Origin of the sequence: Thioalkalivibrio sp. ALJ7, assembly GCF_000376865.1 — a bacterium.
Taxonomy (GTDB): domain Bacteria; phylum Pseudomonadota; class Gammaproteobacteria; order Ectothiorhodospirales; family Ectothiorhodospiraceae; genus Thioalkalivibrio.
The window spans coordinates 49730-70175 of the sequence record NZ_AQXQ01000004.1 but is presented as its reverse complement, the minus strand read 5'-3'; the positions used below and the strand labels follow the sequence as shown (position 1 = coordinate 70175).

Annotated in this window: 15 protein-coding genes and 2 riboswitches; of the genes, 12 read left to right on the top strand and 3 right to left on the bottom strand. The window is 64.9% G+C overall.

Annotated features, from left to right (window positions below; translation table 11 throughout):
* Positions 1 to 288 precede the first annotated feature (288 nt).
* The 10 genes from D002_RS0100755 to D002_RS0100710 all read left to right on the top strand — a co-directional run bounded on the left by D002_RS0100755 (position 289) and on the right by D002_RS0100710 (position 14885).
* On the top strand, positions 289 to 1527 hold the full coding sequence (locus D002_RS0100755; protein ID WP_026181419.1) for a cyclopropane-fatty-acyl-phospholipid synthase family protein: 1239 nt from the start codon (positions 289 to 291) through the stop codon (positions 1525 to 1527).
* 110 nt (positions 1528 to 1637) lie between these two features.
* The gene (locus D002_RS0100750) at positions 1638 to 3542 is read left to right on the top strand and encodes a hypothetical protein (protein WP_018140007.1); all 1905 of its coding nucleotides are present in this window, start codon (positions 1638 to 1640) and stop codon (positions 3540 to 3542) included.
* Positions 3543 to 3602: 60 nt separating this feature from the next.
* Positions 3603 to 3843: riboswitch (cobalamin riboswitch) on the top strand.
* Positions 3844 to 3982: 139 nt separating this feature from the next.
* Positions 3983 to 5803: a TonB-dependent receptor domain-containing protein gene (locus D002_RS0100745; protein WP_018140006.1), complete on the top strand. Its 1821-nt coding sequence runs from the start codon at positions 3983 to 3985 to the stop codon at positions 5801 to 5803.
* 4 nt (positions 5804 to 5807) lie between these two features.
* Positions 5808 to 6362 carry a cob(I)yrinic acid a,c-diamide adenosyltransferase gene (locus D002_RS0100740; RefSeq protein WP_026181418.1) on the top strand — a complete coding sequence of 185 codons (555 nt, stop codon included), beginning with the start codon at positions 5808 to 5810 and terminating at the stop codon, positions 6360 to 6362.
* 123 nt (positions 6363 to 6485) lie between these two features.
* On the top strand, positions 6486 to 11120 hold the full coding sequence (locus D002_RS0100735; RefSeq protein ID WP_018140004.1) for a cobaltochelatase subunit CobN: 4635 nt from the start codon (positions 6486 to 6488) through the stop codon (positions 11118 to 11120).
* Positions 11121 to 11264: 144 nt separating this feature from the next.
* Positions 11265 to 11708, top strand: a complete 444-nt coding sequence (locus tag D002_RS0100730) for a MotA/TolQ/ExbB proton channel family protein (RefSeq protein WP_018140003.1) — start codon at positions 11265 to 11267, stop codon at positions 11706 to 11708.
* Positions 11705 to 11995 (top strand): DUF2149 domain-containing protein, encoded by a 291-nt coding sequence (locus tag D002_RS0100725; RefSeq protein WP_018140002.1) that lies wholly within the window; start codon positions 11705 to 11707, stop codon positions 11993 to 11995. Before D002_RS0100730 ends, D002_RS0100725 begins: the two co-directional genes overlap by 4 nt.
* A 53-nt stretch (positions 11996 to 12048) precedes the next feature.
* Positions 12049 to 12921 (top strand): ABC transporter substrate-binding protein, encoded by an 873-nt coding sequence (locus D002_RS0100720; RefSeq protein WP_018140001.1) that lies wholly within the window; start codon positions 12049 to 12051, stop codon positions 12919 to 12921.
* 57 nt (positions 12922 to 12978) lie between these two features.
* Positions 12979 to 13593 carry a cob(I)yrinic acid a,c-diamide adenosyltransferase gene (gene cobO / locus D002_RS0100715; RefSeq protein ID WP_018140000.1) on the top strand — a complete coding sequence of 205 codons (615 nt, stop codon included), beginning with the start codon at positions 12979 to 12981 and terminating at the stop codon, positions 13591 to 13593.
* Positions 13590 to 14885: a cobyrinate a,c-diamide synthase gene (locus D002_RS0100710; RefSeq protein WP_026181416.1), complete on the top strand. Its 1296-nt coding sequence runs from the start codon at positions 13590 to 13592 to the stop codon at positions 14883 to 14885. Before cobO ends, D002_RS0100710 begins: the two co-directional genes overlap by 4 nt.
* A 228-nt stretch (positions 14886 to 15113) precedes the next feature.
* Here the strand turns inward: D002_RS0100710 and D002_RS0100705 are convergent, their stop codons facing one another.
* Positions 15114 to 15674 (bottom strand): cytochrome c, encoded by a 561-nt coding sequence (locus D002_RS0100705; RefSeq protein ID WP_018139998.1) that lies wholly within the window; start codon positions 15672 to 15674, stop codon positions 15114 to 15116.
* A gap of 21 nt (positions 15675 to 15695) precedes the next feature.
* Entirely contained in the window at positions 15696 to 16826 is a 1131-nt protein-coding gene (locus D002_RS0100700; RefSeq protein ID WP_018139997.1) for a porin, read from the bottom strand.
* 110 nt (positions 16827 to 16936) lie between these two features.
* A riboswitch (cobalamin riboswitch) is annotated at positions 16937 to 17159 on the bottom strand.
* A gap of 191 nt (positions 17160 to 17350) precedes the next feature.
* Here D002_RS0100700 and D002_RS0100695 point away from each other — a divergent pair.
* Positions 17351 to 18355, top strand: coding sequence for a cytochrome-c peroxidase (locus D002_RS0100695; protein WP_018139996.1), 1005 nt, complete (start codon positions 17351 to 17353; stop codon positions 18353 to 18355).
* A gap of 70 nt (positions 18356 to 18425) precedes the next feature.
* Here D002_RS0100695 and D002_RS0100690 read toward each other — a convergent pair whose 3' ends face one another.
* Complete coding sequence (locus D002_RS0100690; RefSeq protein ID WP_018139995.1) at positions 18426 to 18875, bottom strand: DUF4399 domain-containing protein; 450 nt, start codon at positions 18873 to 18875, stop codon at positions 18426 to 18428.
* A gap of 148 nt (positions 18876 to 19023) precedes the next feature.
* Here D002_RS0100690 and gltX point away from each other — a divergent pair, with 148 nt between their 5' ends.
* On the top strand, positions 19024 to 20430 hold the full coding sequence (gene gltX, locus D002_RS0100685) for a glutamate--tRNA ligase (protein WP_018139994.1): 1407 nt from the start codon (positions 19024 to 19026) through the stop codon (positions 20428 to 20430).
* The last annotated feature ends 16 nt before the right edge of the window (positions 20431 to 20446 follow it).

The window sequence follows — 20446 nt, the reverse complement described above, 5'->3', positions numbered from 1 at the left end:
TGGGAACGGCGTTGCGGCTCCTTTGTGCAGAATGACTGCACGGCAGTCACCGCGCCTTGTTCGCACGCAAAAGCGACTCGAGCGCGGACGCGCGATTCAATCAGCGTCTCCTTAAGGGTGTGAGTATTCCTGGGGCAAGTCGGCGCCTCGGCGCCTTGGAAGGCGGGCATGGACATCCCAGCGATCCTATACTTAGACTGAGTCCAAACAGAGATGATCCAGATGATCCAACGAGCAGCGCACGATCAGGAGGGTGTCGCAGCCAGCTGAACAAGGACAGGGGTGGAGATGATCGAGAGGTTGCTGGAACAGTACATTCGCTATGGCACCTTCGTGCTGCGGTACCCGGACGGTCGCGAGCAGCGGTTCGGTAGCGGGGCCCCCGAGGTTTCGATGGTGCTGCACGATGCCGTTGCCCTGCGCAAGATTGCACGCGACCCCGGCTTCCAGCTTGGTGAGACCTACATGAATGGTTTGTGGTCTCCGGGGCCGGAGGGTTTACAGGTCTTCCTGGACGCCACCATGCGCAATTTCGCGCCCATGTTCAGGCAACGCGTCAATCCTGCGGTGCGGATGCTGCGGGCCTTGATCGAGCAAGGCAACAAGGTGGCGCGCTGCTATCAGAACATCGCCCATCACTATGACGTCGATGAGTGGCTTTATCGCCAGTTTCTGGACGAGGGCATGTTCTACAGCTGTGCCTATTTCGAACGGCCCGATATGACCCTGGAGGAGGCCCAGCAGGCCAAGTCCGCCATGCTGCGCAGGAAGCTCATGTTGGAGCCGGGCATGCGCGTGCTGGATATTGGCTGTGGCTGGGGTGGTCTGGCTTTTCATCTGGCGGAGCACGCCGATGTCCAGGTGGATGGCGTGACGCTATCGAAAGAGCAGCTGCGCGTTGCCCGTGAGGAGGCCAAGCGGCGCGGGCTGGAGGATCGAGTGCGTTTCCTCTATCAGGACTACCGCGAACACGATGACCAGTACGATCGCATCGTGAGTGTTGGTATGTTCGAACACGTGGGGACACCCAACTACGGGACGTTCTTCCAGCGCGTGCACGACTTGCTGAAGCCCGAAGGCATTGCGGTACTGCACACGATTGGGCGCCAGGAGCCGCCGGCTACGTCCAATCCCTGGCTGAGCAAGTACATCTTCCCTGGTGGATATACGCCGGCCTTGTCCGAGGTGATGGCCGCGTTGGAACCCACACCGCTATACACCACGGATATTGAATACTGGCGCCTGCACTACGCCGAGACCCTGGGCGAATGGTATCGGCGCTTCCAGAAGGCCCGCTCCGAGGCGGTGGGGCGTTTCGACGAGCGCTTCTGCCGAATGTGGGAGTTTTACCTGGCGAGCTGTGAGGGTACCTTCCGCTGGTGGGGCCAGGTTGTCTTTCATCTACAGATGGCCAAGCAGCAGGACGCCGTTCCATTGACCCGGGATTACCTCTACCGCGACGACCCCGAACCGGTGACTTCGACCCCGCCCGGTGATGCTCAGCCCGGGCGTAGTGACGCCGCCTGATCGTAGCGGGCATTGGCCCCAATACCGGGCGAACGGCGCCAGCTTTCCCTACACTAGGGGCACGTAGGTGCCCATGCCGGGTACGGTGACACGTTCTGGAGCAGGGGCGGGTGTTCGGTCGGATTCGCAAACGCAGGGATACGCAAGCCCAATCCGCCCCGGAGGCGACCGGACCTTCGCAGGAGCACGTCCTGATCGAGGCGGCCGGCCGCAGCCGGATCACCGAAGTGGCGGCCAGTGCCCGGCGAGTGCCTTGGTCGCTGAATTTCCTCCAGCTGCTGTGGGCTGCAGGCCCGGTCACCTTCCTGGCGATGCAGGGGGGGTACTTCCTCGGCTTCGGACACGCCGCACCCGCGCAGAACTTCATTTTCTTCGCCGTTTATACCCTGTTGTTCGGGGTGATCGGCCTCGTCGCGAGGTTTGTGGCGGATGCCACCCGTGGCAAACGCCAGGAACAGTCGCGCGACCAGCTGCGCAACACCATCGATCTCTTGCCGGACCTGCTGTTTGTGACCCGCGATCTGGCGATGAGCGAGTTGGCCCCGGACATGCGCCGGCGCAAGTCGGCCGAGGTCCTGCTGCACGAGGTGGATATCTCGCCGGAGGGGGTGGCGGTCGCGGTGCGCGAGATGACCGGCGACGCCAGTCTGGCGGCCGCCGCGGAGCAGATCGAGATCTATCGCCGCCTGGGCCTGCGCTCGCGGGTAGGCGATCTTGTGGATGCCACCGAGGATTCCCGGCTCGCGGCCCTGGAGAAGCTGCATCACGAGGCACCCGAGGTGGCCGAGCTGCTGCGTGCCCGCCTGCGTGGCTTGGCACCGACCCAGGAAGACGGGGTGCGTCGAGTCGATCAATTTCTCGATCGGCTGTTTTCGGCGGCGGATTCGGACGACCTCGTGCGTTGCACCCTGGAGGACGTGCAGGCGATCTTCGTGCTGGCCTTCGAGCTGGTCAACGGCCGCCAGATCAAGCGCCTGAGTTTCGAGTGGTCCGGGGGCTGGCAGTTGGGGGCGGCGCTGGATCGCCTGGAGTCGCAGGGTAATCGCTTTCGGGTGGCACAGGCGGGAGTCGTTAGCCGCCTTCGTTCCCTGGGCATGCTGCTGGCACAGAGCGAGGCATCCGGCCTGGAACCTCAAGCCTTGCGAGAGCCGGTGGTGAGTCTGGGGCGGCAGGTGCTCGAAGCGCTGCAGCGGCTTGAGGACCTCGAACCAGGGGAACATTCGCCCGAGGGTCAGTTGCTGGGTCTTGCCCTGCGGCGGGTGGAGGATCTGCGCGAGGCGCGTGACCAGCTGATGCAGGCTCAAAGCCGTTATACGAATGCAGTGGGGCGCTGGGAGGCTCTGCGGCGCGCACAGGTCGAGAAGAAGGGCGCGAAGGGTTGGTTCAAGCGCAGCGTGCGCGGTATTCGGGTCAGCGAAGAGCTGATCGAATTGAGCGATGACCAGAAGCTCAAGCTGGCGAATGCCTTTTGCAACTATCTCAGCGAACTGAAGATCGAGCGTCAGGGGGAGCTTTTTTACCTGGGCGGGTCTGTGCTGGACGCGGAAACTGCCAAGCGTCTCGGCATCCAGCTGGCGCTGATTCTTGAGCCGCTGGTCGACCTGACCAATCCCAGCATCCAGCGCGCCATCTACGCCAATCCTGCCGCTTACCTCGGGGGGCTTTATGTCGGGATGAGCGCCGACGCGAAGGCCGGTCTGGGGTCTGCCATGGTCCGGAAGGTACGCCAGGATCTGGGCCGTATGGCCGAATGGCTGGCTATGCGGCTGACTCGCATCTATCACCTGCCACTGAGCGATTCTATGCGCGACTTCCTGGTATCCCGCTATGGGGCGAACCGTGAACGTATGGATATGCTGGCCACGCACTCGGACGACGAGTCGACGTCACAACCGATTGCGTTGCGAGCCGAGCGTTCCCCGGAGTTCGACGCCATGTTGCAGGACAAGGACTGGGGCCGACTGGTCAAGCGGGGTGCCCGCTATCTCAACGCCGAGGAACGTCGGCGGCGTTGATTGCGATATCGAGGACGGCCTGGCATTTCAGTAACTGGTAATTTTGCACCCAAGTGTGTAGTCTTCGCGGCGTTCCTTGGTGCCCGACCGACGTTGGCTCGGCGGGTTAAACGGGAAGTTCGGTGAACCCGCCTCGTCGCAGGTGAGGGGTGAATCCGACGCTGCCCCCGCAACGGTGATCGAGCGAGAGGCCCCTGGGCCTCTGATGGTCGCGGCAAATGCCACTGAGCCCTGTGCTCGGGAAGGCGCCGCACCGGAACGCTCGTCAGCCCGGAGACCGGCCAGGGAATGATCGCGCGGCATGCGGAGGGCATGCGAGGCGGATGATGATCCCGGTGGCCTTGCTCTCGGTGTCGTCCCCCTCGTGTCTCGTATTCCCGTGTCCCGCGATCCCGACGAATTAACGGCGTGCGGGCGGCTCGCCGGGAGACACGGACGACATGAAACGCACAGCACTTTCCACAGCCATCCTGCTGGCCATGACCCCCGCCCTGGCGCACGCCCAGGACGCCCCCGAAACCGACGCCCAGACCCTCGACACCGTCCAGGTGACGGCGACGCGTGTTACTCAGACCGTAGACCAAACTCTTTCCTCGGTGACAGTGATTGACCGCGAAGAGATCGAGCGTCTGCAACCTAAGCAGTTCACGGATCTGCTGGAGGGCCGCGCAGGGATCGAGACGTCCCAGAACAGCGCGTTCGGCAAGAACACCTCGGTGTTTACCCGTGGTACCAGTTCCGATCACACCCTGCTACTGATTGATGGGGTGCGCATGGGCTCGGCCACCAGTGGTGGCGCGAGTTGGCAATTCCTGCCGCCCGAAGAGATCGAGCGCGTGGAGGTCGTGCGTGGGCCGCGCACCAGCATCTACGGTTCCGATGCCATCGGCGGGGTTGTGCAGGTGTTTACCCGTGAAGGCCGCAAGGGTCCACCGAAGGTCAATGCATTCGTCGGTGGTGGCAGTTTCAACACCTGGGAAGCCGGTGTGGGTGTGGCCGGTGGTACAGAAAATACGAACTACAGTTTCTCGGTCAGTCACTTCGAAACTGACGGTATCAATGTCCAGGACGACGTGGGTGAAGACGACCGCGATGGCTATGACAATACCTCGCTGGCCACCAAGGTGTCGCACCGACTGGATAACGGGATCGAATTCTTCGGGAGTCTCTTGTATTCCGAAGGGACGACGGAGTTCGACAGTGGATCGGCGTTCTCGCCGGATTCCTCGGACTTTGTCCATGCGGCCCTGCGCGGAGGTCTGCGGATTCCGGTCACCCAACGGTGGGACACGGAGTTCGCGGTGGGTCACAGTCGCGACGAGTCGGAAAACTTCCTCGATGGCGAGTTTTTCTCTCAATTTGATACACGGCGCGACATGGTCGATTGGCGCAACGACATCGAAATTGGGGATCGCGTCTATCTGATCGCCGGGGTGGACGCACACGAAGACCGGGTCGAGAGTGATACCGCCTACGATGAGGACTCGCGTTACAACGTGGGCGCCTACACCGTCATGCAGCTGGATCTGGGTCGCTATGACCTGGAAGGGAGTCTGCGTCACGACGACAATGAGCAGTTCGGAAGTAAAACAACTGGACAGCTCGCCTTGGGAATGCAGGCCAGCGAAGCCATTCGTCTGCGGACTTCCTACGGTACGGCCTTCAAGGCCCCTACCTTCAATGACCTCTACTTCCCCGGATTCGGGAATCTGGAGCTCGAACCGGAAGACTCGCGCACCTTGGAAGTGGGGGGGCGGTACACCCGCGGGGCGTACTACGCCGATTTGGCCATTTTCCGCACGGAACTGGACCAAATGATCAGCTTTGACCCGGTGGCATCTAGGGCGGAGAACATCGACGAGGCCCGTATTCAGGGTGTCGAACTGGAAGGCGGGTACGAGACTTCCCGATGGGTGTCGCGCGCCTCGTTGACGTTCCTCGATGCGGAGGATCGCGAAACCGGTAATGAACTTCGTCGACGGTCCCCGTTGACCGCTCGTGTGGATCTTGATCGGTCGTTTCAGCGCTTTTCCGTGGGTGGATCCATCATTGCCAAGAGCCGCGCTTATGAAGATGCCGCCAATGAAGATCGGCTTCCGGGCTACGGCCTGGTCAACTTGCGCGCTAGCTATCAGCTCGCGCCGGAATGGCAGCTTCAAGCCACGGTCAATAACGTGTTCGACAAGGATTATGAGACCGCGCGTGGTTATAACAACCCAGGCCGGGCCGCTTTTGTGAAGCTCCGCTACCAGCAGAGGTAAGACCATGGGAAATCGATTGTCGAAGATTGCAACGCGTACCGGGGACGAAGGCCGTACGGGTCTCGGCGATGGCTCGCGGGTGGACAAGGACAGCCACCGGGTCGAGGCCTTTGGTGATGTGGACGAGTTGAACAGTGTCGTGGGCCGGGTCCTGGTCCACGATCTCCCGGAAGATGTGCGCCGCTCGCTGGCGCTGGTGCAGCACGAGCTGTTCGATCTCGGGGCGGAGCTGGCGGTGCCTGGACATCAGGCGCTTCCAGAGGCCTCGGTCGAACGCCTGGATGTCGAGCTCGAGAGCTTCAACGCCGATCTGCCAGCGTTGAAGGAGTTCATCCTGCCAGGTGGTGGCCCTGCCACGGCCGACTGTCATATCGCGCGAACGGTGTGCCGCCGTGCCGAGCGGCGGTTGGTGGCGCTTAACCACCATGAGGCGTTGCGGCCAAATTCGCTGGCCTACATTAACCGCCTGTCGGATCTGCTGTTCGTGCTCTGCCGTGTGCTCGCGCGTCACGAAAACGGCGCGGAAGTCCTCTGGCAGCCGGCTAATCAGCGCGGCTGAATCCGGCCCGTACCCCAAATCCAGTCTGTTCTTAACCGGCATGTCGGGAAGCGCTGAAGGTTTAGCGTTTCCCGGCCGCTTGCCTGTTGTGCAGCTGTCTGTAGTTTCTCCGGAGTCATCCGTATGTTCATCTGGAAACGCACCCTTTTGTTGTTCGCCACCTGCCTATGGGCAGGTTCGGCCTGGGCCGGTCCGCAGGTCACGGGCATCGTGTCGGATCGCTCGGCGGCCGAGGTTGCCGCCGGCGCCCATCGCTTTCTCGAGGCCCATCCCGACGCGGAAGTCGTCCTGCGCACGCCGGAGCAGCTGGCCGACAAAGACGACGCCGCCGTTGCGGCCCTGTGGGCCGAGTCCGATGCGGTGCTGGTGGCCGCCGTGTTCGGCGACCAGGCGGGGCGTCTGGAGCGCCTGTTGCGCGAGCAGCCTCCCGCCGGCGGCGCGGCGCTGCTGGCGATCAACAGCGAACGCCGCCTGACCGCCCTGTCGCGTCTCGATGGCGAGTTGGTGCTGGCCGGCCTGGACGACGATGCGCGCACCGAACTGGCGGAAAACCCCGAACCCGGGGCGGATCCGCGCGAGCACCTGGCGGAACAAAAGGAACGTTTTGCAGAGCAGGCGGAGTGGCTGACCGGCCGCGCCTTCTATCAGGGGCGCACCCCGGAGAGCATGGAAGGACTGATGCGCTGGCTGGCGGCAGCCGGCGGGCATGCAATCGAAGTACCCGATCCGGATCCGCGCGAGACCATCCGCTACTACCGGGATGGGGTTTCCAGCGCCGATCCCGGGGATCTCGGACTCGACGAAGGCCCGGCTATCGCACTGCTGGACCTGGATACCGGCGACCGCCCGGGCGATCGGGCCCTGCTGGATACGAGCTGCGAGGCGCTGGAACAGCGCGGCCTACAGTGCTTTGTCGTGCTGGCGCGCTGGGGTGGCGCCAGCCGCGAGGCGGTGGAGCAGCTGGCCGAGCGCGCGGCCCCGGCCGAGCTGGCCGGGATCGTGAGCCTGCAGGACTTTGTCGTCGGTGGCGGCGGCAACCGCGAGGCTGTGGCCGAGGCCTTCGGCGAGCTGGATGTGCCGGTGGTCAAGGGGATCCGCCTGGCGGATGTCAGCACGCTGCAGTGGCAGTTGTCCCACGAAGGGATCCCCTGGGACAAGGTGCATTACCACGTGGCCATGCCTGAGCTGCAGGGGATGAGCCAGCCGATGGTACTGGCCACCGCCGGTGAGCCGGAGATCGACGCCCGCACCGGGGTGCGCCTGCGGCTGTCGGAGCCCGAGGGCGAACGGGTCGAGGCCCTGGCCGAGCGCATGGCGGCCTGGCAGCGCCTGCGCGCAAAGGACAACGCTGACAAGCGCGTGGCGGTTGTGTACTACAACCATCCGCCGGGGCGGCAGAACATCGGCGCGGACAAGCTCGATGTACCCGAGTCGTTGTTGGAGATGCTGCAGCGGCTGGAAGCCGCGGGATACGACCTCGGGGATGACCTGCCCGAGGATACCGACACGCTGATGGACCTGATCCAGGATCGCGCGGTGAACCTGCCGGAGCAGGCGGATGCGCTGGATGCGATCGCCGGACGGGTGCCGTCGCTGGATCGCGAGCAGTATCAGGCCTACTTCGAGCGCCTGCCCGAGTCCGTGCAGGCGGAGCTGGTGGATGGCCCGATCGGCTATCTGCAGGCCCGTCTGGAGTCGGCCTGGAAGGCCGACAAGGCCGAGCTTGCCCAGGCCGCGCTGGACAGCGGGGTCGGCGACCTGCGCCACATGCTGGAGAGCTACCCGCACGCTGCGCAGGAACGCGCGCTGGACCTGCTCGCCCAGTTCGAGGCGGCATGGGAGGCCACGCTCTCCGGTGCGGACGAACACGCGACTACGGAGAGTTCGCGCAAGGCGCTGGTGCGTACCGGCATCCCGGGCCTTACGGGATGGGGCGAGGCCCCCGGCGAGGCGATGACCCGCGACGGCGAGATGCTGTTCCCGGGGATCGAGTTCGGCAACGTGTTCATCGGCCCGCAGCCGCCGCGCGGCTGGGAGGTCAGCGAGCGCCTGCTGCACGCCAACACGACCTTCCCGCCGACCCATCAGTATGTCGGCTTCTATCACTGGATCCGCAACCATTTTGAGGCCGATGCGCTGGTCTATGTCGGGCGCCATTCGACCCGCGAGTTCCTGCCGCGCCGGCGCGCCGGCATGACCCCGGACGACTACCCCGAGATCCTGGGTGCCGAGCTGCCGATCATCTATCCCTACATCGTCGACGGCGTGGGCGAGGGCATCCAGGCCAAGCGCCGGTCCATGGGCGTGATGATCAGCCACCTGACCCCGCCGCTGGCGGCCACCGAGCTGTACGACAGCCTGCTGGAGCTGCGTCAGCTGGTGGAGACCTACGAGGCCGCCGCGCAGCCGGATGCCGCGACGCGCTCGCGTGCCGCCCAGACCCTGCGCGAACGCATCGAGGACCTCGGCCTGACCGAGACCATCGAGCGTGAGCTGGCGCGGGGTCATCATCACGATCATGGGCATCACCATGATGATCACCACGGCGATCACCACGGCGATCACCACGGCGATCACCACGGCGATCACCACGAGGGTCATCACGAGGGGCACCACGACGAGTCCGACTCCGGACATGGCGAAGACCATGCGGACGAAAATCGCCACGCGGACCATCACCGCGAACACGGGGATGAAGCGCACGAACCTGCCAACGAACACGGTCATCAGGAGACTCATGCGGCTCATGGCGACGATGATCACGGGGATTCGGGCGATCATCACGACCACCATGGCCATGATCACGATCACGGGGATACCCCGCTGGCGGAGATGGACGAGGAGCTGCTGGTCCACGAGATCGGCCACTACCTGACCGACATGCAGGAGGACCAGATGCCGCTGGGCTTGCACGTGTTCGGTCGTGACTGGAGCGACGAGGCTGTGGACACCATGCTTGCGTCGATGGCTGGCGATGACGAGATCGGCGACGACTGGGATGCGAAGTTGCGCGGCTCGCCGGCCAGCGAGCGCGCACATCTGCTGGCGGCGCTGGAAGGGCGTTTTGTCCCGCCCGGGCAGGGCAATGACCCGATCCGGACTCCGGAAGTGCTGCCGACCGGACGCAACTTCCATGCTCTGGCCGCAGATCTGGTACCAACCCGGATCGCCTGGGCTATCGGTCAGGAGCTGGCGGCCGATGCCCGCGAGCACGGCGACCCGGAGGCGGATGGCAGCGAGGCCATCATCCTGTGGGCCTCGGACACAGTGCGCGACGAAGGCGTGATGGTTGGCTTCGGACTCGACATGCTGGGCATTCGCCCAGCCTGGAACAGTCGCGGCATCGTCGAGGGCCTGGAACGCATGGATCTCGACGAGATCGACCGCGATCGCCGCCGTGACGCCCTGTTCACCACGTCGGGCCTGTTCCGCGACCTCTATGAAGATCAACTGGTCTGGCTGGACCGCGCGGCGCGTCTCGCGCTGGACGGTGCCTCGGAGACCATCCTCGAACGGCACCCCGAGCTGGAAGAAGCCCTGCAAACGGCCCTGGCCCCGCTCGGCGAGGATCTCCGTGATCCGGGCGACGAGCCGCTTGCGCGCAATGACGTGGCGGCGCAGTGGGTGGAGGACACCCTGGCCTTGCGCGCAGCCGGGCTCGATGGCGCTACCGCCGGTGAACAGGCCGCCCTGCGGGTGTTCGGTACCGCGCCAGGCGCCTACGGTGCCGGGGTCAACAGGCTCGCTGATCGTTCCGGCGCCTGGGAGGACCGCGCCGAGCTGGGGGCGGCCTACCTGCGTCGCATGGGCCACGCCTATGGCGCCGAACTGTCGGGCGAGTCGGCGCACGAGGCTTTCGAGGCCCGCTTGGGCGCGGTCGGGCGTACCTACCTGGGGCGTGCCTCTCACCTCTATGGCTTGCTGGATAACGACGACGGCTTTGATTTCCAGGGCGGCCTGTCCACCGCTGTGGAGTCGATCCGCGGCGCGGTGCCGGATAACCGCGTGCTGCAGCACGCCGACCCGGACGACCCGCGGGTGGAGACCTTGGGTCGTGCGCTGATGCGCGAACTCCAGGGTCAGAACCTCAATCCACAATGGATCGAGCCGCTGATGGACCACGGCTATGCCGGGGCGCGGACCATGGCCCGCGACTTCGTCGATAACCTCTGGGGCTGGCAGGTGACCAACCCCGAGATCGTCCGCTCCTGGGTCTGGGACGAGGTGCACGACGTGTACCTGCGGGACCGCCACGACCTGGGCCTGGACGAATTCCTGGCCGATGGCCACAACGTGCACGTGAAGACGCACCTGCAGGCCGTGCACCTGGTCGCGGCCAGCTATGGGTTCTGGGATGCCGACGCGGATGTGCTGGAGGCGCTGTCCGAGCGCTTTGCCGAGCTGGTGGCCGAGCATGGCCTGCCGGGCAGCGGGCACACCCGACCCGACCATCCGATGCTCGACGAGGTCGCCGAGCGGTTGGACGATCCGGAACTGCGCGAGGCCTTCGAGGCGGTGCGCGGGGCGGCCCAGATCGACCGTACCGAACCGGAGTCGGACCCCAGCCGGGTAACCGAGATCCAGCCGCTGGAAGACCCGGCGGCGCAAGAGATGCAGGAGATCCCCGAATCGGCCGAGGCCGACGGCGGGCAGGAGGCTGGCGACGAGGCGGGGGGCATGCCCTGGCTCCCGTGGCTGGTCGCCGGTGTGCTGTTCCTGCTGCTGCTCGGCGGTATCGCCGCGGGCCGGAGGCGATAACGCTCGCCGGATCGGTTTGCTGTAGAAGCCTGCTCGCAGGCGAAGCCCCTGCCAAAGTCGGACACGGGCAGGAGCGTTCGCCTGCAAGCAGGCTTCTACGGGGCCGGGGTCATTAATGAACCAAGGGTAACGAGGTAAACGCGAATGCCGTTCTCGATCACGATGGAACTGATGGATACCGTAGTGCGCTGGCTGCTGGAGCCGGTGATCGTCGGTCTGCTGGTGCTGGTCGCGGTGGCCGTCTGGGAGCTGGGGCTGGCACTGGGTGAACGCTCCGGGGGGGTGCGTCGCCTGGAACTGAGCGGCGATGCTGAACGGCTGGCCTACCGTGCCCGGCGGCGGATCGACCGCGCGGATCTGCTGGCACGCATCGGCCCGATGCTCGGGCTGATGGGCACGCTGATCCCACTGGGCCCGGGCCTGGCCGCGATGGGGCGTGGGGAACTGGAAATCCTCGCCCAGGCGGTTACGGTGGCCTTCAATACCACGGTGTTGGGGCTACTGGTGGGCATCCTCGGCTTCCTGCTCGGACGCCTCCGGCGGCGTTGGTATGACGCTGCGATGGAGCGCCTGGAGGCAGCGGCATGAGGGTCCCGCACTACCGCGCCTCGCGCTTCGATGCGCCGGACGAGGAGCCGATGGGCCCGCTGGCCAATCTGGCCGACATCATGCTGGTGTTCGCCGTCGGCCTGATGGTGGTGATGGCCGCCTCGGGCAGCGGACTGGAACCGGCCAGCGGCGGTGCCGAGATCGAGTCGGGCCGGGAGATCCCCGACCCGCCGGAAGGCGCGGGCGAGACCGGCTCCGGTTACGAATCCATGGGGCAGGTGTACCGCGATCCGGAGACCGGTCGCATGATCCTGATCGGCGAGTGAACGCGGTTGCGTGCCGAGTTGGCCCGCGGGCAGCAAACAAGGGGGAGTTTCCGATGATCACTCAGGTCTGCCGATACACGCGCGCTTTCGGTTGCAGCTTGCCATGGACCCCGGGGACCGGGTTTCTGGCCCTTGTCCTAACCGCGGGGTTGGTGTTTCCGGTAACGGCGACAGCGGGCGAGTGCCCGCGGATTGTCAGCCAGTCACCGTACATTACGCACTCGCTGGAGTACCTGGGCCTGACCCCCTGCATCGTGGGGGCGAGCCGCTACGATGATCTCGACGTGGAGGATACCGGCGGCATTCTGGACCCGGACGCGCAGGCGATCGGCCGCGTCGAACCGGATCTGGCGTTCACCTCGAGCTGGGTCGAGCGCGATGACTGGGCCGATACCGTGCCGGCCGGGACCCGGGCCATCGCGCTGGGCGGCTTCGAAGGGATGGATGCCGTCCGCGAAAATCTCGAACGCATTGCGGATGCTGCGGGCCTGGACGACGGTGCGGTGCGCGCCGCCGAATTCGACGATGCGTGGAAGGAGGCGGCCGATGCCGTGGGGGCCTCCCGCGAGCGTGCGGTCCTGATGTCCTCGTGCAGCGCGCAAGCCTACGTGTACGGCCCGAAGACCTGGCTGCATGATGCCTTCACCCGCGCGGGATTCGACGTCGTTGCGAACCAGCCAGGTGCGCATCACCTGAGGCTGTCGGAGGACACCGACGAACTGGCTGATCTGATCAACCAGTATGACGCCGACGTGGTGTTCACCTTCTCTGGGTCCGACGCTCGCAGCTGCCGAGCGGTGGTCGCATCGAGCCCGGTGAGGGTGGTGAATCTGCCAAGCGGGTATTTCTCGCACCCGGCACCGGTGATCCTGGATGGACTGGCCGAGCTTCAAACGCGGCACACCGAGTGGGCGGCGGCCCAGTAGCTTGTCCGGCCGCACCCGCATCGCGTTTTTCCATTACGAACTGTAGGAGAGAGCGACATGACCAACGATACCGACGCGGCCAAGGCCGAACGCCACGCGCAGCGCATGGCGCGCAAGAAGGAAGTGATCGATCGCCGGATTGCCGAGGCGCAGGAAGAGCGCGGCGTTTTCCTGGTGCTGGGTGGCAACGGTAAGGGTAAGAGCTCGTCGGGCTTCGGCATGGTGGCCCGTGCGCTCGGGCACGGCATGCAGGTCGGCATCGTGCAGTTCATCAAGGGTCAGTTTGCCACCGGCGAGGAGGCCTTCTTCCGTGGTCAGGACCACGTGCAGTACCACGTGATGGGCGAGGGCTACACCTGGGAGACCCAGGACCGCGACAAGGATGTCGCCGCAGCAAAAGAGGCCTGGGCCCATGCCCGCGACATGCTTACCGATGCGGCGGTCGACATGGTGTTGCTGGACGAGCTGCATATCGCGCTGAAATATCAGTACCTGGACGTGGACGAGGTCCTGGAGGTGCTGGCCGCGCGCCCGCCGATGCAGCATGTGATTACCACTGGTCGTGCCGCACCGCAGGCGCTGGTCGACGCCGCGGATACCGTTAGCGACATCCAGATGGTGAAGCACGCCTTCAAGGCGGGCATCAAGGCACAGAAGGGGATCGAGCTGTGAGTGTGAGCTGCCCCGCCGCGTTCGTTGCTGCCCCGGCCTCGGGACAGGGCAAGACCACGATCACTGCTGCTATCGCTCGCTACCACAGGAACCGGGGGTTACGCGTGCGGGTGTTCAAGACCGGCCCCGACTTCCTCGATCCGATGATTCTCGAGCAGGCTTCCGGGCATCCGGTCGACCCACTACACCTATGGATGGTGGGCGAGGCCGCCTGCAAGGCGAAGCTCTACGCGGCCGCGCAGGAAGCCGACCTGATCCTGGTCGAGGGTTCCATGGGTCTATTCGATGGCGACCCGTCAGGGGCGGATCTGGCGGTTCGTTTTGGCCTGCCGGTGCTGGCATTGATCGATGCCAGTGGTATGGCCCAGACCTTCGGTGCGGTCGTTCATGGGTTGGCGACCTACCGCTCCGATCTCTCGCTAACGGGTGTGATCGCCAATCGCACGGGGAGTGCTCGTCATGGCCAGATGCTGGCCGAGAGTATGCCCGAGGGCGTGCACTTCTACGGTGCCGTACCGCGCAATGAGGCACTCAGTGTGCCGGATCGTCATCTGGGCCTGGTGCAGGCAGGTGAGATCGACGACCTTGATGCTCGCCTGCAAGCCGCCGCCGAGGCGATTGCCGAGGCTGGGGTGACGGAACTCCCGGCAGCGGTCACCTTCGAGCCGGAGCCGATGCCGGCGATCGAGCCCAGACTCGAAGGCACGCGGATCGCGATCGCTCGAGATGCCGCGTTTGCGTTTACCTATCCCGGCAACCTGGATCTGCTGCGTGCGATGGGTGCCGAGCTGGAGTTCTTCTCTCCGGTGGCTGGCGACCGCCTGCCGGACGTCGATGCCGTTTGGCTACCCGGGGGGTACCCGGAACTCCACCTGGATGCCCTGGAGGCTAATACTGGACTCAAAGAAGACCTCGCGCAGCATCAACTGGGGGGCCGGCCCCTCCTCGCCGAATGCGGCGGATTCCTTTACCTGCTGGACGAGCTGACCGACCGCGATGGACATCGCGCATCTATGGCGGGTGTGATCCCAGGGCGTGCGTGCCTGGAGGCGCGGCTGCAGGGGCTCGGGCTGCAAAGCGCCCCGCTGCCTGAAGGCGAACTGCGGGGCCACACGTTCCACCATACGCATGCCGAGGTCGATCGGGAGCCGCTCGTTCATTGCATCCGTGCGCGTGACGGAGGAACGGCCTCCGAAGCGATTTATCGCGACGGTCGACTGACCGCGGGTTATCTCCATGCGTATTTTCCTTCGAACCCCGAAGCCGTTGCGGCGCTGTTCCTTTCTGACTGACTTTTGCTGAAAGTCGCCCAGGGGTGAAACTCTTTTGTACGGCATGTCTGGGTGTGCAAACGCGGACCCTGTGATGGGGGCGGCCATGGCCTTGCTGAATGCGCGGCCAGTTTGGCGCTGATCCCGGTGTTCGCCTGCAAGCAGGCTCCTTCTCGGCCGGGAAGCCGTTGGAGCCTGCTTGCAGGCGAAGGGGGCCGCCGCGCGGCGGCCCCGAAGCGGTCGCTTGGTTCAGCGGCGTCGGAAGTTGTCGTGGCAGGCCAGGCAATGGTGGCGTACGCCGTTCAGCACCTCGGTGGCGCGGACTTGAAACTCCGGGTTGTCCAGGTCTTCAGCCGCGTCCACCTTTCTTTTTAGCTCGGCGGTGGCTTCGCCGAAGGCCGCCTTGTAGTCCGCGAATTCCGGATCCTCCCAGGCCCCGGGCAGGGCGCCGGGTTCGCCGTCCCGCGCCGGGGTCTCGCGCGCGAACCAGGTGTCGATGTCCGCGGCCCGCTGCGCCAGTTCTTCGGCCAGGTCGGGCAGGCGTTCGGCGAAAGGCGCGTCGTAGCGCAGGATCTGTTCGACGCTGCGGTAGGTGGCCGAGGTGCCCTGCATGCTCTGCTGGCGGAAGCGCTGGAAGGCCTCGGTGGCGTCCACGGTGGCCGGGTTGTCCAGGGTCTCGTCATAGTCGCCCCAGGGGCCCGGCATTGTGACAGTGACCTCCGCGGTGGCCGGGCTGCCGGTGGCAGCCAGCAGCAGGATCGCAAAGAGGGTGGTTATCAACGGGTGGTGGATTGGTTGCATCCGGTTCATGTCGATTCTCCCGGTCATTTCTCAGAAGCGGAACTGGTGCTGCAGGTGCAGCTCCCAGTCCGAGGTGTCGGTGTCGCGGTCCAGCCACATCAGTTGGGTCTTGTGCCGCTGGCCACGGTGATACAAGTTGAGGCCGGCACCCCATTCACGCTGCCAGCGCTCGTCAGTGCCAAGATCGTCGCCTGCGTCGTGGCGCAATACGGCGTGCCGCGCGGCGAACTCCAGTCCCTCCATTGGCAGTGATTGCGCCAGTTCCAGTTCGGCGCCTAGGTCGTGGTAGCTCGCGGTCCTGTCCGGAGAGACGTCGCGCCGGAAAGCGGCCAGTGAGAGCGAGGTGTGCCCGAACTTGACGACGGTATCGGCCGTAGTGGTCACCCAGTCGGCGCGCTGGTTGGCCACGGTGTCTGCCAGGCCGCGGCTCCAGTCGCGCAGGTGGTTGCGGTTGGCGGCCTGTACTCCGGTGCCCAGGGCGACGGTGCGCTCCACGGCCTGGCCTAGCGTGGTGTTGTCGCGTGGGACTGCGCCGATCGGGGCCCACGCGGCGCGTGCGCTGAACAGGTGGCCGGATGTGGAGGGACGGTCGTCGCGCTGGTCAAGGCGGCCGCGACCGTCAAACACGCCGATGGCCCAGGCGCGGTCGTCGCCGTCGCCCCCCAGTAGGGTGACGCCGGTATCGCGTCCGGCCGGGACCTCGAACTGATTCCCCGCGATGCTCAATTCGGTGAAGAGCCGGTTGGGGCCGCCGATGTCCCGCGGCAGGCCGAAGGGCACGGTGAACTGGCCGGCGCGCAGGTCGAGGGACTCGGTCAGTGCGTATTGGAGCCAGACATCGCGCATCGAGAGCTCGCCGCTGCTGAAGTCGGGCTGCAGGCGAAAACTAAGATCGCTGTGGAAGAGGGTGCCCGTCGTATCCAGCCAGGCGCGGCGAAAGTCGAATTCGGTGGTGGTTCCCTCGTCGCCCCGCTCGATGGCGTAGCGGCCCTGGATGAGCGGGTCCAGGGTGATGGCGAAGCCGTCGGCTTCGCTGCCGAACTCGAACTGTGCCTGGAGGGGGGAAGCCCCGCCACTGGCGATCAACAGGCCAAGTAGGGTCGGGGCCGGAGCCAGGAGTGGCGGCCGGCCGGGTCGTCGGGTCGGTTTGTTCAAGGTCATTCTCCCTGGGACGCACACCCCGTGCGCCGTGGATGGAACGACGCTGGGTGGGCCAGGGGAGGTCGGGGACTATAGACACAGCGAGCCCGACCCGACCGCTTGCCCGCCGCAGCGTCAGGTTTCCTCCTGGCCGGTCTCCGGACTCGTGAAGCGGGCGGGGGTGCCCGGGCGGATCGCCTTCCCACGCCGGATTGCGGCGCAGTGGTTGTCGATCCGTTGTCTTCACCTACCGTTGCGGGGGCAGTGCCGGCATTGCGAACGGCAGTTCGCGCACCGGCTTCCCGATTATCCCCGGCGATGGAACGCCAGGGCACCTGGAGGCGGGGCGAAGGGTACTGGGGTGCAAACAGGCTGGCAAGAGGTGCGTTTGATGAGCGACCAACCGCAGTGATTGATCTGGATCAACGGGAGCGCTGATTTCGCTGGTCGATCGAATGCCGGGTCGATAGGGTGGGATTCAGGTGATTTGGACCGAGTCTATATCGGTCTTCGCCGACACCGATCCAATCTCAGGGAGACCCGCCATGATCCGACGTTCTTATCTTCGCAGCGCCATCTTTTCGGCCTGCACCGCCCTGGCGCTGGGCGTGGCCGCGCCCGCCGTGGCGGATACCGACTACTCGCAGTACCGGGATGTCTTCGAGCCGTTGCCGGCACTGCCGCCGATCCCGGCGGACAACTCGATGACCAAGGAGAAGATCGAGCTGGGCAAGATGCTGTTCTTCGAGCCGCGCATTTCCAGCTCCGGCGTGATCTCCTGCGCGACCTGCCATAACCCGGCGCTGGGCTGGGCGGATCGTATTCCGCGCGCGGTGGGCCATGACGGCCAGGTCGGCGAGCGCAACACCCCGACTGTGCTGAACTCCGGCTTCTTCACCGCGCAGTTCTGGGATGGCCGCGAGGACGATCTGGAAGGCCAGGCGCTGGGCCCGATCCAGGACGCGATCGAGATGGCGATGCCGCTGGAGGAGGCGATCGCGCGCCTGGAGGAGTTCAACGAGTACCAGGAGAAGTTCGAGGCCGCCTATCCCGACTATGACGGCGACAACGTGATCAATACCGACCACGTGGCCAAGGCCCTGGCGACCTTCCAGCGCACGCTGAACACCCCGAACTCGCCGCTGGATCGCTGGCTGGTCGGAGACGAGGGCGCGATGACCGAGCAGCAGATGCGCGGCATGAAGTTGTTTGCCGACAATGGTTGTGTCGCCTGTCACGCGGGCCCGGCGCTGACCGACAGCAATTTCCATCGTATCCAGGTGCCGGGTTCCGAGGACGAGGGCCGCTATCTGGTCACCGGCGAGGAGAGCGATCGCTTCGCGTTCAAGACGCCGACCCTGCGCAACGTGGCGCTGACCTACCCCTACATGAACAATGGGGAAACCGCGACGCTGGAAGAAGCGATTCGCATCATGGGCGAGGAAATGCTGGGGCAGGACTTCACGGACGATGAGGTCGCGGATATCGAAGCCTTCATGCACGCCCTGACGGGTGAGATGCCGCAGTTCGAGATCCCGGCGCTGCCGTAACCAGCCGCATCCGGAGTCGATGAGACCAAGCCCCCTCCGTCTGCGGAGGGGGCTTTTTCGTGGGATCTTTCTATTCGACCGTGATCGTGATCGTCTCGGAAACGACGGGCGGGTCGAAGCTGATGTGCCGGTAGTCCATGAACAGCAGTTGCAGCGTGTATTCGCCGGGTTCGAGTTCCAGTTCGCCTTCGGTCTGACCGCCGCCGAAGTGGCGCTTGTGATCGGAGAAGGGCAGCGATGCATCCAGATCGACCTCGTCCAGGCGCTTGTTCACCAGGAGGTGGTGGTGACCGGTATTGTCCATCTCCACGCCGGCCGGGGCGACACCCATGCCGCGCAGGCCCATCTTGACGCGGACCGGGCCCTCCAGGGTGTCTCCATCCTGCGGGGCGATGAAGTAGACCTTGGCGTCCTCGGGTGCCGCGACACGGTCGCTGGCGGACAACGCGCCACTGCCCAGCACGAACCCGGCGGCGATCAGTAGAGCGGTGGAGAGAGAAGAGAAGCGGAAGTCCTGCATAACATCTCCTTTGCGCGTCTTGCGCAAGCCACGGGGTCATTCCCCTTCCTTGAGTATAGGTGTGTGGTCCGGATTTTCCGGGGCATCGTAGACCCGCGTTCTGCTAGGCTATGCGCCTCACCTGCCACCGTAATCGAGTGTCTTTCGCATGAGCTTTCGTACCCGTTTTGCCCCCAGTCCCACCGGCTATTTGCATATCGGTGGTGCGCGTACCGCGCTGTTTTCCTGGCTGTATGCCCGTCATCACGGCGGCGAGTTCGTGTTGCGCATCGAGGACACCGATCTGGAGCGCAGTACGGCCGAGTCCGTGAATGCGATCCTGGAGGGGATGAACTGGCTGGGGCTCACCTATGATCACGGGCCGTTCTATCAGACCGAGCGCTTTGATCGGTACAAGGAGATCATCGAGCAGCTGATGGCCTCGGGTCACGCCTACCGCTGCTACTGCTCGAAGGAAGAGCTGGACGCGATGCGCGAGGAGCAAAAGGCGCGCAAGGAAAAGCCGCGCTATGACGGCCGCTGTCGTTCACGCACCGAGCCACGCGAAGGTGTGGAGCCGGTGATCCGCTTCCGCACCCCGGACGAGGGCGTGACCATTGTCGACGATATGGTGCGGGGGAAGGTCGCCTTCCAGAATAGTGAACTCGATGACCTGATTATTGCCCGTTCCGATGGCTCGCCGACGTATAACCTGACGGTGGTGGTCGACGACATGGACATGGAGATCACCCATGTAATCCGGGGCGACGACCACCTGAACAACACCCCGCGCCAGATCAACATCCTGAAGGCGCTGGGTGTGGAACCGCCGCGCTACGGCCATCTGCCGATGATCATGGGCCCGGACGGGGCCAAGCTGTCCAAGCGTCATGGCGCGGTGTCGGTGATGCAATACCGCGACGAGGGCTATCTTCCGGAGGCCCTTCTGAACTACCTGGTGCGTCTTGGATGGGCCCATGGCGACCAGGAGATCTTTTCGCTGGACGAATTGGTGCGCCTTTTCGATATCGAGGACGTGAACCAGTCCGCCTCCGCGATCAACCCGGACAAACTGCTGTGGTTGAACCAGCACTACATGAAGACGCTGGATCCCGACCACGTGGCGCTGGAGTTTGGCTGGCACCTGGGGCAGTTGGGGATTGACCCTTCCAACGGTCCGGCGATGCGCGACGTGGTGATCGCCCAGCGCGAACGCGCACGGACTTTGCGCGAGATGGCCGAGAATAGCGTGTACTTCTATCGCGAGTTCGAGGACTACGACGAGAAGGCTGCCCGCAAGCAGCTCACGCCCGAGGCGGAACCTGTGCTGCAGACGCTGCATGATGGTTTCAGTGCCCTGGGGGCGTGGGACAAAGAGCCCCTGCACGAGGTCGTGGTGCATACCGGTGAACGCCTGGATCTCAAGCTCGGCAAGGTCGCGCAGCCGCTGCGTGTAGCGCTGACGGGGGGTACGGTGTCGCCGCCGATCGACGATACGCTGGTGCTGATTGGGCGCGAGCGGGCACTGGCCCGGATCGATCGTGCGCTGAAGAAAATTTCGGCCGCTGCGGGTTGACACATTTGGGGGTGCT